Source organism: Facklamia miroungae (genome assembly GCF_012396555.1).
GTDB classification, from domain to species: Bacteria; Bacillota; Bacilli; order Lactobacillales; family Aerococcaceae; genus Facklamia; species Facklamia miroungae.
The window spans coordinates 1-18,016 of sequence record NZ_JAAXPS010000017.1; the positions used below are offsets into that span (position 1 = coordinate 1).

The 18,016-nt window shown below is 26.7% G+C and carries 8 protein-coding genes; all 8 read right to left on the reverse strand.

Annotated features, from left to right (window positions below; genetic code table 11):
- Positions 1–511: hypothetical protein (locus HF969_RS09530; RefSeq protein WP_168427214.1), on the reverse strand; the 511-nt coding region annotated here is incomplete at its 3' end.
- A 1,538-nt stretch (positions 512–2,049) separates the two neighbouring features.
- Complete coding sequence (locus HF969_RS09535; RefSeq protein ID WP_168427215.1) at positions 2,050–2,484, reverse strand: phage holin family protein; 435 nt, start codon at positions 2,482–2,484, stop codon at positions 2,050–2,052.
- An 876-nt stretch (positions 2,485–3,360) separates the two neighbouring features.
- On the reverse strand, positions 3,361–5,043 hold the full coding sequence (locus HF969_RS10000; protein WP_168427216.1) for a LysM peptidoglycan-binding domain-containing protein: 1,683 nt from the start codon (positions 5,041–5,043) through the stop codon (positions 3,361–3,363).
- Positions 5,044–7,331: 2,288 nt separating this feature from the next.
- A complete protein-coding gene (locus HF969_RS09545; protein WP_090290521.1) occupies positions 7,332–7,772 on the reverse strand; it encodes a phage holin family protein in 441 nt (146 codons plus the stop codon).
- 654 nt (positions 7,773–8,426) lie between these two features.
- On the reverse strand, positions 8,427–8,558 hold the full coding sequence (locus HF969_RS10230) for a peptidoglycan amidohydrolase family protein (RefSeq protein ID WP_090290520.1): 132 nt from the start codon (positions 8,556–8,558) through the stop codon (positions 8,427–8,429).
- Between the two features lie 2,125 nt (positions 8,559–10,683).
- The gene (locus tag HF969_RS10235; RefSeq protein ID WP_090290519.1) at positions 10,684–10,779 is read right to left on the reverse strand and encodes an IS3 family transposase; all 96 of its coding nucleotides are present in this window, start codon (positions 10,777–10,779) and stop codon (positions 10,684–10,686) included.
- Positions 10,780–12,763: 1,984 nt separating this feature from the next.
- On the reverse strand, positions 12,764–12,985 hold the full coding sequence (locus tag HF969_RS09560) for a hypothetical protein (protein ID WP_090290518.1): 222 nt from the start codon (positions 12,983–12,985) through the stop codon (positions 12,764–12,766).
- Positions 12,978–13,403 (reverse strand): sigma factor-like helix-turn-helix DNA-binding protein, encoded by a 426-nt coding sequence (locus HF969_RS09565; protein ID WP_090290517.1) that lies wholly within the window; start codon positions 13,401–13,403, stop codon positions 12,978–12,980. The genes HF969_RS09560 and HF969_RS09565 overlap by 8 nt, the downstream gene beginning before the upstream one ends.
- Positions 13,404–18,016: the final 4,613 nt, after the last annotated feature.

An 18,016-nucleotide genomic window follows, 5' to 3' on the forward strand; every position in this document is an offset into this window, starting at 1 on the left:
CCTCATCAAAGTCTACTTGAGCTTGATAATAAGCTGCCATTAAGTAATTCTCATCTACTTCCAACAATTGTTCCAAATTAACTGGCTCTAAAGTGCTCAATTGGTCCTTCACATAATTGACGATATTTGCATTAACTTCTCGCTCATAATCACTTTCCATGTAACTTAATTGGTCAGCTGTTGAAGAATAGGTCATCTCTTGACTTTCCAACTCTTCAGAGTCTTCAAACTCAATAGAAGCCACTTTCATAGCTTCACTGTCATCCATTTCCAGGGTCTCAACTTTATGGACCTTTCCATCAACGAGCATTTTTTGTGCTGTCAGTGCGATCTTATTCCCCTCTTCATTAGTCCAAACCCCAATGAATGGGTTAAGAGTCTCCTCTTCATTCAGAACTTCACTTGTCGTTGTTGTATTCTCATTCGCTGCAACATTTTCTACTGAAGTTTTTGAAGCATACACAGATAAAGCCATCGCCCCAACAAGCAAACTACTCATTACTTTTTTCATTCAAATATCCTCCTATAAGTTAACATTTCGAAAAGTTTAATTCAATTGAAACGTATCTATATTTTTATTAGCAAACTAATAGAAACATAAATTTATTATAGCAAAAATTTGAATCATTACAATTGAAATAAAGTTTTTTTTAATTTTATCTCATAAGATTCAAAATAAATTCATAATTAAATTATTCCCAAAAAGATCGTCCTATTCCTGATCGTTTTACCTACTTTAAGAAATTTATCTGTTCCTTAAAATAGTTTAATAAACTCATGATCAATTAATATAGGGTCTAAACCTTCCATATTTTCATTTTCCAAGCTGTGGAGGTATAAAACTTATAGCTTGCTCATATTGGATTATAATTTTTAGTGCAATTAGTATGTAGTCGTTTGCAAAATAATAGCGAGTATTTTAAAATTTATTCAACGTCAATTTTAGAAAGGACCTATTATGAAAAAGAGATTAATCAGTACGAATGCATCCGATATCAAAACGATGACTGCACAAGAAATTAAACAATGTATAAGAAATCATGAATGTTGTGTTATTTTAAAAAATATTTTTCAAAAAGGACACCTATATTGTAGATATAACAAGAGCTAAAGTGGCATTTAATTTCGGCTTGAAAAATATGTAGTTTTAAAAACACCTGGTTATGTATATATATTCATTTTAATTACGCTTATGTTAAAATAATTATAAAAAATTATGGGATTCTATTAAATAAAAAGATAAAACCGTATCTTATTCATTAACACTGTATAGTTTTATACAATTTAATTTAGAATTCTTCTCACCAATCAGTTTCGATTAAGATAATAATTACAAAAATGAACTGTTTTATAATTATTTTCTATATTTAATGTAAAGTAATCGTATTTATATACTCCAATAAGTCCATCCATCTGAATATTTATTTTTTTACGTATTTAGTTGCTTATGTCTTTTACTCTTTTCAAAATAGAACTACTTTATTGAATTGGAGAAATGGATAAATATGTGTCGATGTCTTATACTAACTTGTAAAAACTTTTACCTTTGGACTGAAAGCAAATAGTAACTAAAATCACAAAACAGTCTCTTCAAATACATTTTACTTGAATTTGAAGAGATTATTATTTTATAAAAATAAGTCGTCTATTCAACTGAAATAAATAAAGAAATATTTAGAACTAAAATAACGGACTACATATGTAAAAAAAGTCGAGATAAACTTAACAAAAGTAACTTCTTTATTCTTAACTACAACCAGTATTTACCATCCTTTTCTTTAGTTTAAAATTATCAAAATACTCACTGATAACTTTTTTAAAATTTACTATATTAACTTCAGTATAAACCTTTACTAATTATACTTATAAATAGTTGATGATTATTCGGAGAGATGTAAAAGATATCTTCATTTTGTAATCATTGATAGTGAATCAGTAAACTTTATGACCAATCATAAAGATGCAACATTAAAAGTTACATAAAAAACATATCATTCTCTTGAATTGCATAGAATTGAATCTGCATTTTTTTAATTACAAATTTAAACTTCATCTATCTTTATTTCTATATGAATTATCAATTGTCATTGTCACTTTATTTAAATCATTTTTAGTTCCTTCTCTATTTAGTTTGTCAAAGTACTTAGTTACAAAGATTGGTAATGGAATACCTGATTGTCCAATGTTTTCTACAACTGAAATCCCATATGTCACTATATAGAATACAATAAAACTTGTAGATATTGACTCAAATCCTAACACCTCAAGTAACGGGCAAACGGAAATCACTAACATAACAACTAGTAGATGCTTAACCAGGCCTTGTAAGCCTTTTGTGGAGTTTGCGATACCACTTAAAAAACCTTTTGCATAGCCAGTAATGAAGTCAAAGACTACTAACCATACAAAAATTATTATGTATGGATTCTGATTTATTGTTTTGTATAAATTAATTAGTTCTTCAAATTCAAATTGATCATACATTTTCATTTCCTCTCTATAAATTGATATTTTTTTATTTTTAATTTTTTCTTTAACGGTTATAGTAATTTGAGTGAATGACACTTACCAAATTCAATTTCATTAAACCTAAAACAGCTGTTATTAAATAATAGCAATTTTAATAGGAATTAATTATACGAAATATTACCTATCATGAACTACATTCCTCAATTATTAATTATGAGTGATACTTTTCAATTTTTAAAGGAATTAAACAAAAATACGTTATTACTTGTATACTATCCATTTAAAATTGTTAAATTACATTTGACTTTTTCATTTTATAACATGATATAATCAGCTAATTTAAAATGTTATTTTAAAATGTATTTGAACATTTTAAAGAAAGCTCTTTTTATTATTAAAAGATTAATAAAGATCCTCTTTTTTATTATGAAATGATATATTTAACTTAAGCTAACAAAGATATTGCTGATTAATTAGAAGTCAAAATTAAGAATTTAGTAGCATTACAATTTACTGAGGCAACCGAAATCTAATTAGTGAAAACAATGTAATGCAAAGTACCTGCGATTATACTTGAAAATATCAACTATAAATTTAAGTGATATCGATAAAATCAAAAGTACTAATAAAGATAAAGAGTTTTTTACGCTGAAATCAAAATCAGATTCAATATTTTTGAAAATACTGATTAACCGACAATCAAATTGTACACTAGTTGTAATGAACATTTGTAATAATTTTAAACACTCTCCCATATTCGAAAATAAGGGAGAGTATTTTGTACATATAAATATTATTTATATTACTTATAAAATTTTTATATGAATTTTTATTTTAACAGCATTTTTTAAAATGATTTTCTGCTGACTTTTTCAATATAAAATTTTACTGTTAGCTAATTGTCCCCCAAATTGGTCCTACATTTCCATTATTATATGTTCTAACTGCTACGTAACGTCGAACACCCGAATACGAAATGTAACTTATCCATACATATGAAGAGGTTATATAAACTGAATCATAATGGACCGAGTCTCCCGGTGCTAATGATGCAACAGCTGGTGATTTAGTAGAATAACCATTTCGGATTGAGATAGTAGTATTAGCTGTAAATGTTGCTGATTCTGAATAACTTTTTATTAAGTTTTCAGAAGGATTTGGTTGAGGATTGTATCCACTACCGCTTCTAACAATAAGTCGATCACCAGGGTGGATAATAGCATTAGATGTGATGTTATTTAATGCACATAATTGATCTACTGTTAGATTAAAACGCTGTGCAATTGCCCATAATGAATCTCCGGACTGTACAGTATAATACTGAGGTTCATTTTCAATAGGATCAGGCTGCGGATCTGTCGTTTTTTCCTTACTAACAATTAGTTTATCACCAGGGTGAATGACAGTATTAGATGTGATATTATTTAATGAACATAATTGATCTACTGTTAGATTAAAGCGCTGTGCAATTGCCCATAATGAATCTCCAGCTTGAACAGTATAATATTGAACAGAACCATCATTTGTGTCGCCAGAAGTCGAATCACTATTATTAAGTGCAATTTGATCAATCTGATTTAATGTATTTTGTCCGTTTTCCTTTAAAATAGCAGACTTAACACTTCGCATTAAACGGATATATTCATTATAACCGGCTGTAGCATAATTAGACTTAGCTCCCCCAATTGTAAATAATCCTTTAACAGCATTTTCAAAATTTTGCCCACTTACATTGTATGGTCCACCAGGTATATATAAATATGACCAGTCTTTAAAGAAATCTTCAATCGTACTATATTTCATATAGTACTCACCTTCTGAAGCAGGTCTTGGAGAACCCTTTTGTACTATAACTCCACTTGGCCTATAAGGATTTCCTGTCCATGTCATTCCGGCAAGATTATTATTAGCAATTGCAACATCACTTGTTCCCCAGTTAGATTCAATGTACAATTGGACAATCATAAATGAAGGAAGAACTTTATATTTTTTACCGATTTCAATAACTACATTAATATACTCAGATGAAAAAACATGTCCAGCGTAAGTCAAGTCTGTTTTCCAAATTTTTGGTTGATCAGTAGGACTATTTAGATATTTTGGTCGTGCATAACCTCGAATATTACCTTCACCTACATTATATGTCCGACGACTAACCATATTATTTGAGTTACCCTCAATAGTCGTAATCTCTCTTCCTACTACCTTTTCAACAATTCCAATATGCTCAGCAAAACCATCATTAGGTTGAGCATTGACACCCCAACGAAATGTGATAATGTCACCAGATTGTGGCACAATATTACCATCTTCATACCAAATACCCAATTCTTTAAAGATATTAATATGACGCTCTACTCCACATTCTCTACCAATCAAATGACTAGCATTTGCTCGGATGAAAATAGTTGAAACAAAAACATCACACCAATCATCATTATAGTTCACAGCGTATCCTCTCGGTAGGGGCATTACTGAATTATAATCATTCACTAATTTTTTATGGCTTTCACTATATTGTTTGATACCTAACAATTTTCTTGCTTGAGATAAAACATTTTCTTTAGTTGTCATTAATTTTCTCCTTTTCTATAATTTATATAAGCATTGAAGTAGCTACTTTAAATTGCTTACACTTATATAACGGAACTATTATCAAAAAATTTAATTATAATCAAAAAAATGTCAAACAAATTAAGTTTGATTGATTTAATACACTCCTCAAATAATTTACTTAACCAATCTATTCCTTCCTTACGGTTCTTTGAAATTTAAATTCATTGTTAAAAATAAAGACCACTAAATCCGAAAAAGATATTACTCACGAAAATTTCAAATTATTAGTAGACTATAGATTTTGATTTCGAATCAGATTTTATGCATAAATATTGCCCTCAAACATTGATAGTTTATCCAATTATGAAATTAAGTTAGACCAATCGAGAAGCTTTTATACTAAACTCAATATATTTCAACTGAATAAAGCACAAGGAAATAGCACTAATAATCAATACCCGTATATAAACATAAAAAAGCATGTTCATATAATATATTATAGTGAAGATGTTTCAGTTATTTAAAAATACAAAACCATTAAACACTCATTACGAATATTGCACTTAACAAAGAGTATAAAACTATAATTATGAAATAATAGCGAATACATTGACTTCTAATAATATTCTTATAAAAAACAGAGTATTCATCAATTACTAAGTACTATAATATAAACTTTTTTATTCTCTCCTTATTCTGAAAAAATGTTAAGGATTAAGCATTGAAAAACTCCTAGATACCATGCTCATCACTCTTCTGTGTCATCTCTATAAATCTATCCTATTCATTCAGGAAAAAGAATTTTAAACTGCAAATCAATCAATAAATAGGACACTATATCTATATATTTCGAGATTTATGGACACCCTTTCATTTTATTTTAAATGAAAATTAAAATAGTATGTGTTAGAAGAAATGTTTTGCTTAATAGATGGGTTTCAGATTAGTCAGGATGGTTATACTATATCATCTACGTAAGCACTGAAGAATTGTCTACAGATATCATTAAATTATAAAGAATTATCGAAATTGTTTTAGTATAATTAAAGATGACATTTTTTAGCCTATTTTAATAAATGGAATACTAATTAAAGTAGATAGGTTATAAAACGATTATTAAGTCTAAAATTTGGAATCTAATTATTCATTTAATATTAAAGTAGTACAAGTATTAATCAACATGATACAAACTCTATCTATCAAGCAGTCTCAATGAAACATATCTCTCAATCTCAAAATGAAATTCTCAAACGTAATTATTGATCAGTTCATTCCATTCTAAACATTTAAATCAAACTCAAAGAGATCTATAGAAAGAATAAAGAAAAATATAAACAAAAGAAAAATCGGAACATCTGTTCCGATAAATATATACTATGACCTGAAAGGTGTCCAAATTCATTCGTAATAATATTTGTTATAAACTCTATATAACTCTCAAAGATAACTATAATAATTTATAGAATTTTATATTTTTAAGAATTAATTATCAAAAGATACTGTAATCAGGTAGACTAAAAATTATTTTTTTCATATTTATGGAGAGTGACATAAACCTCTGTTTTAAAATAAAAAAATTACACCTATTATCCAAAATAAACGAGCCACTACTAAACAAAATAAAATAGAATAAAATAAAGAAATTTCCAAACTTCTTTGAATAAAGAGCTGAAGAGGTGATGTACACAAAAGTTTTGATATTCAGAAAATATATACACTGATTGACAAAAAGTTAGAAAATTTTTCGCTCCATTACCTTATGGAAAAACCATAATAATTTTAAATTCCTTGAAATTTCAAAGGAAATACATCAGTATATTAGAACAGCTGTCAGTTAAAAATATTTAGTTGCTAAAATTGTTTTTTAAATTTCACTTCTTATATTAGTTTAGAACTTGCTATTCCAAAGGTAGTAAATAAAATTCATATGAATTTTATTTTGCTCAAATTATACTTCCGAATAACGAGGATTAAATAAAAATCAGGATCGGTTCACTCATTTTTCTTTTATTAAAACAATTCAAAAGGCTAATTTAATAAACCAAATTCCAAAATCATTTAAAACTAAAGTATACCAATCCAAGAAAAAGTTCACATTCTCTAAGAAACGTGTCTCATCTCGAGAGGAAAATGTCAACAGCCTTAATCTTTTCACGATTAGCCATCTTCGTTATAGCTTTATAATTATGAAACTACTAAAAAGCATTTTATTTAAGAAAAATATATCCCCTCTATATCAATCACCCACTCTAAGCAAATATTTAATTTCAAAAATTGATAATTTTCCGTTACATTAAGTGAATAACTTAAAATTTATTTTTCTTATTTCTATCTGAATGGTCATTAATCATGATCACCTTATTTGAGTCAATATTTATTTTTTCCGTATTAAGCTTTTCAAAGTAAAGTATACCAAAAGTTGGTAATGGAATATCTGATTGTCCAATATTTTCTACAATTGAAATCCCATAGGTCCCAATATAAAACACAATGAAGCTTAAAGATATTGACTCAAACCCTAACAATGTAAGTAACGGACAAACCGAAATCACTAATATGACTACTAAAAGATGTTTAACTAATCCCCTTAATCCCTTTGTAGAATTTGCAACATTAATTATAAAACTTTTTGCATACCCTGTAATAAAATCAAGGACTACTAGCCAAACAAAAACTACTATATAAGGATTTTGATTTATTGTCTCGTATATATTAATTAATTTATCGAATTCAAGCTTATTATACATTTAGAATATCCTTTCTAAAAAAATCTAATTATAATTAAGATGCTCTAATCTAAGGATTGCTTTAAAAGAGACACGCTTTTAAGAATCAGTCCAACAGAACACTAATATGTATCTACAATGAAAATTATTGTTTTTAATGTTTTTTCAATTATCTATATTGCAGGAACTACTGCATCTTTGTAATATATTCAAGTTGAAACATATCTTAGCGTGACTGAATATGACATATAGATAGTCCAAACGTGTCTATTCGCAATATATACGGAATAGTAATATATTAATTCACTTACTGATAAAATTGCAGTTACTAATGAGCTTTTCTGATATTTATTAAATTCATTCATTTCTTGATTTACAGTAAATTGAGCACTCTCAAGGTAAGATTTTACTAGGCTTTAATTATAAATGGGAGAATCCCGGATAGTATTTCCAGCGTTTTAAAATTGCAAACAGTTTAAAAGGACTATTACCATAATATCCTTCTACAGAAGTAATAGAGATTCCATTAACTCCACTACTACAATGAATCTCTTTGTCATTTGAAATAAATATGTCGATGTTCTCACCAACATATTAAAAATTACTTTTAAATCCCTTAAACAACATCTTTGTAATGCTTTTAGAACGAGTAAGTATAATTAAAAGTGTTCTTTCTTACTCGTAGAAAGTTTCAGTATTTCCTATTTGACTTCCCTCAAGCATTAATTCCCAAGCTATTAAAACTTTGTAAAAAGCAGATGAACAATCATAAGAACTTGATACTAGTTTATATATCACTTTCCCAATTCGATCTTCAAACTACTGCACCAGATTATTTAGAAAACTTCAAAAGATGAAGGAATTGGTATAAAATTAGCTCCTCCTTTATTTCCAGAGAGTAAACTATCATTGGGATAGATCATAAAGACTGATATTAGAATATTAAGATATCACAATTCGTCAACTGATACATCGAATTTATTAGCTATATCCTATAAACTATCATCTCTTTCAACAGCATATTTTTTATAGTTCCTGAGACATTCCCATTTTCTCTAAATTTGATATTAGTAGTTCTTTTCTTACCTATTAAATGATTACCAGGATAAAGCATGTGATTCGTTATAAGATTTTAACTCTTAACAATTCATCAATATTAATAAAAAAATTTTGTGATACGCCCAAAAAGGAATCTTGAGATTGCGCAATATAATAGGAATTTGTATCTTGATCAATTTTATCGATTATCCCTTAAATTATTTATATTAGCTTCAAGTTGTAAATTGGAGAGCTTATTTCACAAACTGAAGGCCTACATAAGATTTGATATAGACTTTTAATTTTTCTTAAAGTTTTGATGATTATTTATCATATTCTTATATGTCATTTTATCTGTAGTATAATAAAAAAAATTACCATTGTAATCATTCGAGTTTGAAACACAATACTATAAACTCTTAAATATATAAACACTTTCGAAATTTACATCGTTTGCCTATGTTCAATTTATATACTTGATTATTAAAGATACTGAACAAAAATGTACACTATTTTTTTAGTATTTAGGTTCAAAATGTATTTACCCTAAAAATACAGCAACTGTTTCTTTCAGATCTATATTTATTAGATAGTTCTATTGTTTTTAAAAATTTATAATCTCCCACTTCTGAAAAATTTTTTTCAGCCTTAAAATAGATATTTATTTGACTATTAATAATACGCAAGATATATAGAATAATTTAATAAATAATTTTTTATATTGCAAAGATAGTTCGATGAAAATAATGCTGACTCAGTTCGCCTAAAAGACCTCTTCATAAGTGTTATAATTAAAAAAATTACACGACATTTGATTAATTTATAAAATAGTTTAATCCGATTTTTAGAAGTCCATTAGCATTTTAGAATGTTATTCTCTGCCAAGTTAAATATGATAATGTAAAGTGAATATTAAAGCTTGCCCTTCAATCACAGGATAAAAAGTAAACTTCTTCCATCTCTTGAAGCTGTTGGGTAAAAATAATTCTGATGAAAAGGATTAAAAAATTTGAATTGAATCAAGAATTGAGTCTTTGGTTCGATCAGGCATTTTGATTAACAAATAGAATCCTATTCGATTTCAGCAAAATTCGCCACAAAACCATACTTTATCTATATTAGAATATAACCGTATTTAATTTCTAATTAATAACGAAGTTCTTTTCGTTACTTATTTTGGAAGTTAGTGATTGAAAATACCTTCATTAATTTTTTGCGAATTCCTTGTGAAAATCTTCTTATTCCTTTTTGTCTCAATCGTTTAAGAGATTCAATAAATTTCAGTTATAAATAATTTAAAGAACATTCAACTTAGATAGTATCTCTAGTTTTTCTTCGGGATATCAATTTTTTTAATTTAACCTGAATCAATTATTCCTTCGTCTTACGTCTATAAGACTATCCTTCTATTTTACATCATTGTTCTCTTTCTCATCTGAAAAAGTAAAAATCAACAATTTGTTCCACTACGAGGTGTGAATTAGTGATGCCTACTTTTTAGCAATTTCAGATGCTTTAAAGTCTTCTCTTAAATAAACTTATATTTTTATCCGTTTTTTTAGTTTTATATTAATAGCTCATAACAAACCTTAGTGAATGTTTTTAGAAATAAAAGTTAACTCAAACTCAATCTTGAGTAATTTAATATATCGTAATCAATTTTATAAAGTATCCTATATTGTAATTTCTAAATAAATAAGTCCTAATCAAGATAAGTTTACTTGCCTCTAATAACAAATATGATATATGTGATTTTTCACATTATTAAATCATATATTATACAAATACCAAAGCTTTCCTAAAAAATATATCGTAAAACTAATAGCAATACTAACAAAGATATGTTAAAAATTTTTAGGCACTTTTCACGAGGGACTCTTTAATAACACTGGCGTTAAAGACTGTAATGAAGATGTAATCTAAAATTGTTGTAGCAATTTACATAGTCAAATAATTTTGATTGTAATTGATTTAAGCTTTCCGATTTCATTTATTTTATAAAATCTGTTTTTATGGCTTTCATTGTTGCTTGTACAATCGCGTTGTCATAAGGACAACCTTTTGTGCTTAGAGATCATTTAATTTCAAAGATTTTTAATACTTCATCTATCAATTGGTTATCGAATTCTTTACTTCTGTCTATATGAAAGAATTCAATTTGCTTAAAATTATGATTAATCTTTCTCATTACTTTGGTTACTAAACTTGTGTCCTTATTATTACCTGCACTATAGCTAACGGTGTCTCAATTGAAAAGATTAATAAACAAACATATGCACTTCCGCATATCTGCAGCCTTTACATAGGCCAACTTACTGACTAAAACCTCCATAGGTTGATTTAAATTGAATGATCGATTTAAATGATTTTTACTTTTTTGTTCATTAGTTTCTGTTTGATGATTTTTTATATTTTGCTTTAGTTTAAAATATACACAATTATTGTTCATAACGTGATCAATTTTTCTATTGCTACAGTAATACTCATCTTATGCAGTTCATTTTTTGCGTCTTTTGAAAAATTTTTTCTAATCGTATTAAACCTATTTATAGTGATATTTTCTAATTCCGCATCATTTTTTTAGATTGGTCTTATATCTTTTACTAAATCATAATAAGTGGTTTTGAGTATTTTAGCACTTTGCACATTACTGATACAGAATAGTAATGTTCATTCTTCTGAATTACTTCTGTTTTCGTTCCATGATCGGAGCGGCTTCCTTTAAAATATCAATTCACAATATCAATTGCTAATTTTCTTTGAGTATTTTTTACCTTTTTTTCATCATCTGCTTTATTATCAAGTGTATTGAATGAACAAAAAATTTGATAATTCTTAATCAATTTATCTAACGTCGAAGGTGTTAAATTATACTCCTTAACAGTATCGGGTTCAGAATTTTAATCTTCAAATAATCGCACCATTTGAAGTTTTAAAACCGGGGGCAAATGTTCTTCTTGTTCTTGCTATAATAAAATCATCCACTTTTTATTTAAGAATACATTCCCTTAGTGAAGTTGTCCAATTATGTGTAGACGATTCACTAGTATAATTCTAAGAATAAAGTTAATGAATCAATAATGATGAGTAAGCTAACCAATTAAAGGAAAAAATATATTCGTTAATTTATGTATTTCGACAGATTTATTTAAATGATAGCATTCACAATCTCATTCCCTTAAATATTAATATAATACTGTTCTATTTAATTAAATTAAAACTATAAACCTTATCAAGCACTCAAACATTTTTAACATCTCTAATTTTCTTAGCAGAATATTTGTCTATTTATATTTTTAGAAGCTTTTTATCTCTATCTGTTCCACAAAAAATTAATAAACCCATAATTTTATTTACAAATTTTCATATAATAAAATTCGTGAACATATTAGTATATAGCTCTCTATTTAAAGTTATCGTCAATTTTAAATGTTCGCATTTTTCCTTGCTCAAATTAACTCTGCCTAATATGACATTATAACTTCATAATTGTTGTGCTATATAGTTTCTGAAGTCATTATCTATCTTTTTAAAATAAAATTTTCTATAAAGCAAATAATATTTTCAACCACATCCATTATGATTAAGTTTATGTAAAGAACTTAGTCAATTTAGAGTCACTATATTAGTAGTGACTCACTGAAATCATACAAAAATCATAAAGATTTTTTTAAAAAAATAAAAAGAAAATAAAATAGATAGTATAGACGGTTGCAATTAAATCTCATATAAACAGTTAAATCCTATTTTTTGATTTAATTTAGAAGTATAGTGTTTATTCCCTAAAAAAAATTTAATAACTTATATCAAATCATCCGACCGATTTAAAAATATTAAGAGTTTGATTCTGAATAATTAGATTCTTTCTTGCACAATCAGAATCTCTTAATATATCATATTCAAATCATTATGATTAATTTATTCAAATTAAGGATTTAGGTAAAATGATTCCGAATTAAGACTAAAATATACAGCTAAAAAATATTTTTATTTTTTTTAACTGAAAAATCTTTTTCGATTATAGTATGTTTATCAATAATTTTAATGGTTAAAATGTAAAATTCCTGAAGCAGGTCTTCATGTAAATTCGAAGGAACACCCTGTAAATTTTTATAATACAGCGGCTTAAGTTTTTTGAAAACTGATTCATAGTCATTATTGTTTATTGCTTCTATTAAATCACTATCACTATTCATGGGACTTCACCATTTTCCTAAAAAGAATCTTTTTTGAATTTTTATGAATCAATGAAATGGTACCTGGAGAAACATTTAAATTCTTAGCAATTTCTTTTTGTGGTTCTTTTAATATATATATCATCCATAAAATTTTTTGGTTTCTTATAGGAAGATCTAACAAACTGCTTAATAATTCTGGATTATCGATAAATAATTCCCAATCAATACAAGTAGTATATGTGAGTTTGAAATTTTTGCTAATGCTTTCTGATAGTAGATAATCATGACAAGGTTCAAAAAAAACTTCTTTTGAGTATAAATTGATTTGATTGCGCATAAAGTCTATCTTTTTTCCCCAAATCCTTGTTTTAATATATGACAAAAATTCGTATAAATTAACTCTATTTACTTCTGAAACAATTAATTCTTTTTCCATATTCTCCTCCTTATTGTCTTATTACCTATAAAACGAAGAATAATGAAAAAAATTTAATCTTTTATAATTTTCTTTTAATATGATAACTCCTAAGATTAAATGCGTATCATTTTATAATCAAGTTCAAAATCTATTGTTAATTGGTTACTAGAATGGTGTCAATCGTCCAGAGCTTTATTTAGAAATGGATAGGGAAATTATTTGTCGTGTTGATAGGTGAACACGGCATTGATTAGTTGAGGTTTCAATTGGATAAATACGAACCAAGTTCTCTTATTGTCTGACTTTTTGATTTTTTCATTTCAGAGATTCGTGCTACGAAATCTTGGCGGAGAATGACTAACTATAACATGTTAAAAACTCCTTCAAACCCTTCACAAAATTAGTCGACGGTGCACTCTTGAAGATTCGAATTTGTTCCAAATTTGATAAAGGAAGAATAGTCCAAACTTGTTCTCATAAGAGGAATGAATTACTATTGACATCATTACTAAAGAATAAGATAAAAAAATAAACTTAACTTCTTCTACAAGAAATTATGAATATCTTAAATCTTTAGTTTTAAAACATTGGATTTTTCTATTAGAATATTTTAAAAAAATGTCAAAATAGTTTCATTTAGTTCTTCTTAAACTAAGAAATTTTCGTTCCTGTCATTCATTCAACCAAAGATAATTTGTCAACTTTATAACATCAACTCAGGAATACTCACTTCTTTTTTTTAGGGCCCATCGTTAATTACTATATAGTAGATTTCTCAAGGAAAGCTGGCTATCACTGTTTAACAATATCTTCTAATACTTCCTCATTAAGTGCAAGTCGAATTATTTTGAAAACTTTTATATACATAATTCTTTCACATTCTACTATGTGAATGCTTTTTAATATACTATATTATGATAAATGTTTTAAACATCGTTGGCATTTAAATTTTACAATTATCTCGTTGGTTTAAATTTATTGTTTTTATTTACGTAATCGAATAGATTCGTTTCTAATTAATCTAATTTTTAAATATTTCATAGTCTAACTAATTCAGCCTTTAATTCTTTCATTTTCACTTTCGAAGTAGCATTATAATGTGGTCGCCCGATTTAAATATGATTAGTGCTTATAATTAAATGTTTCTTAGACTTAATCTATCAGTTTATTTTCGGAATCATTCCTCTTACATTTTGGAACAATTTAATAAAATATAATAATTAGTACTGCATATTGATTTTGATACAATTTGACCCTCTTTATTTTTTCGTGGATTAAATTCAACAATTTCTTAGATTAAAAGTAAAAAATGGATGTAAGCTCATTTTTTATAGTTTTCACTTATATTAAATCACTTGCTAAAATTCCATAGGTAGCTTCCTATAAAAAGATTTAATTAACTTGTTTTTATTCATTAGTTCTTAATTACTAACAATTCATATGGCTATTATATCTAGTGATAATAGATTTTGTATTTTAGCAATATCCATTCTACGTCTTGAAGTCTTAGTCCAATTCTATTTAGTTCCTAATTTTCTGGTGAGTAGGTGTTTTAAATTAAAAATAAAAGCTTTTAAAACAGCTTTTATCCGAAACATTTTTTAGGGTCATATCGCTATAACTATTCATTAAATTAATTTAATTATTCTAAATAATTTTAGCTTTTCATTTTGTTACTTAATATTTGAGTGCATTCTATTGAATAACATCTTTTTTTCGTATCTTAAAATGAGCTACTTGGCTATTTAGCTGCTTACTTTAAATTATTTTCCCTCATTCTCTAATTTCTGGCCTGATTTTTAAAATTTTATAAAATTTTTGACTAGATAAGTTATCTTGATGGTTGAATGGATCAGAAATATGATGCAATTTAATTCAATATCATAACACTTCATGTGTTAGGTTGTGGTTACATATAATTTCCATTATGAGCTAACAATTATTATAAAGCTAAATCCTTTGAAATTTAGATTCCAAGTTAAACATTCTTACCCCGTTATCTTAATAAAATCATATGCTTTATTAGTTTAAGACTGTATATTCTTGTAGAATATGTTCAACTTAGTGTAGACGATTCAATTTATTGATAGTTTTTAGGAACAGTTAAAGGATTATTGCATTTTAATGACAGAAAACTCAAATCGAACAGTAATATTATTCTCTATTAAACTTTCTTCATTATCTGTTATCGAAGTTTCACCAACAGCAATTATTTTTTTCACAAAGGATTCATCTTCAGTTCATTAATTCACACGATGTAAAAATCCTCGTTAAGTTATAAGAGTTGAAGTTGAGGATAACCTTAAAATAAAAACAAAACCTTAACAATAATCGAAAATCTTGTTTTATTTTATATTTTTATAATTGTTGAATTTCTTACTCCTCTTAACCAATAATATCTCCGCTTTAATTGACATGAGCTTTAATAAAAATTGATAATTTTAGGATCACCCCCTATACTATAATTGTAGTTTAGCGCTTACATTTTTCGACGTCAAATTTTATTTTATTATCACCCCAGTCTTTATTCTGAAATTGTTTTGTAAGATTTAACCATTTAAACATCCAACCTAAATTAAATATTCCTTATATGAATATTTTAAAATTCTTTCAAATTTTTCTTTTGATAATTTATATTTATTTAAAATAAATATAAACGGAATCATACTAATTTTTAATTTAATTATTCTACCTCTATATTAAGAAAAATTAATTTTTTGGCTGAATTTTGTTACTGGAAAAATAGAAATTTTTATATAAACTTCTTCATTGACTTTTTCCATCTCATAAGAAGTTACGATTATAACATCAGAGTCAAAGACTTATTGACATATTCATAAAAGTGCTCTGCTTTAATTCGACTTCAATACAACCAACATACTAAATCCTGTCAAGAGGATGACTGAGCTTTTAAATTTTTAGTTTAAATAATACCTAACATAAGTGACATAATTTAAATTTATATATTTTGGATTCTTTTCAGTTTAGTTAGATCAATTTATTCTAATTAAATGAGATTCCCTCAAATCCGTTACTTTAGAAGAGGTTTTTAAAGAAAGATTTTGAGGCATCTTTGAGATTAAATAAAAATATAAAGTAGGAATTATGTCATCATTACAATCATTGCAACAGCAATTGTTCTCAAGTAGAAAAGGGGAATATTTTAGGAATTACGACAGTCATTATATCTTGTGGTCAAGGCTTTTTTTTGAATATGAATATCAGAAATTTTTAATATGGTCACAATTTTTGATATGCAGTCTTCATACATAAATACAGTGAGATTCGCAACGCTAGATATGTTGTGGTCTTGCTTTCTATATTAATATAGGTTTAAAACATAAACTTCTTACTAAATTTTTAGATAGTTTCTTACCAATAACTATTATTTGTTTAAATTTCATAGGCATTTTGATCCAATCATTTTTTTCTGTCGTTGTTACAGAAGCGATAGGTGTCAATCCGAATTTCTTTGAGATAGGAATTGCTATTGCCGAATCTCTAATCTTCATAGGTGTTATGGAATTAATTACTACTAACCAGAGATTATACTTTCCTTAAAAGCTACTCTAAAGATTGTATGCTTAACCGTTCGTGTACTAGTTCAAATACCATATAATTATGTGAAATTATAAAAATTAGCTTAATTGATTGTATAAAAATTAAACATCCTTAGAACTTAGATCTTGTATAGCTCCTGAAGTTAGAGGTTTTAATTCGTTTTATGAGCTTAATAGTCGTCTTTGTATTTTTTTGATAGCAAACTAACTTGCCTGTCTAGTTTTTGAATAAAATATATTATTTCATCTTTAAATTTTAAATCTTTATTATTTACCTCTTCCTTGATACATTCAATATAATCTCTTTCATTTTATCATCTAATAACTCTAAATTACCAAAATCAATTCAGTCGGCTATAGTTAGATGTCTTTAAATTGTCCTTTAAAATATAAGTCATAAGAATATGCAAAGATATTTTTTGGACTATGTTGTTCTTTTTCTTTTCATGAATAGATTAATACCAACTTGAATAAAAAAAACACTTGAAATTATCACTTTTATATTTGAACAGCCATACTCACTCAATGTCTTCAACACTTTAATTGAATCGCTAATAATACCATCTTGAACACTTTCAAAGATTTTTGGCTAAATATGAATCTATCTCAATAATTTCTCTTTATCACTTCACTAGCCAAACTATTTATTGCACTATCTATAAAAAAAGCACCTACTTCAAAGTAAGTGCTTACCGCTTCTATTATTCTTTCTCTTCTTTACTTTTCTTAAATTTGAAGCAAGTTTAAGATTCCCTAAGTTTTTATTTATCGAGTTCATAAGTGAACGAAACTTGCTTACATTCATCAAAAGGAAAGATTCGAAAATAATTTGCGGATTTTTTCTACAATTTTTTAATATCCAGTATTCTAACATTTTCGATCATTAAACACTTTAAATAGAAAACTTATTGCCATCGGGTCACTCTCAACGATCATTCTACTTCTTATAATATGTCCCATCGGCATATACAACAAATACATCGATGATAGCCTCTTTTTCCGATATATTTTGATCAACGATCTTATCTCTTGATGCAATGGTCAAAGTATAAGAACCATCATCATTGAACT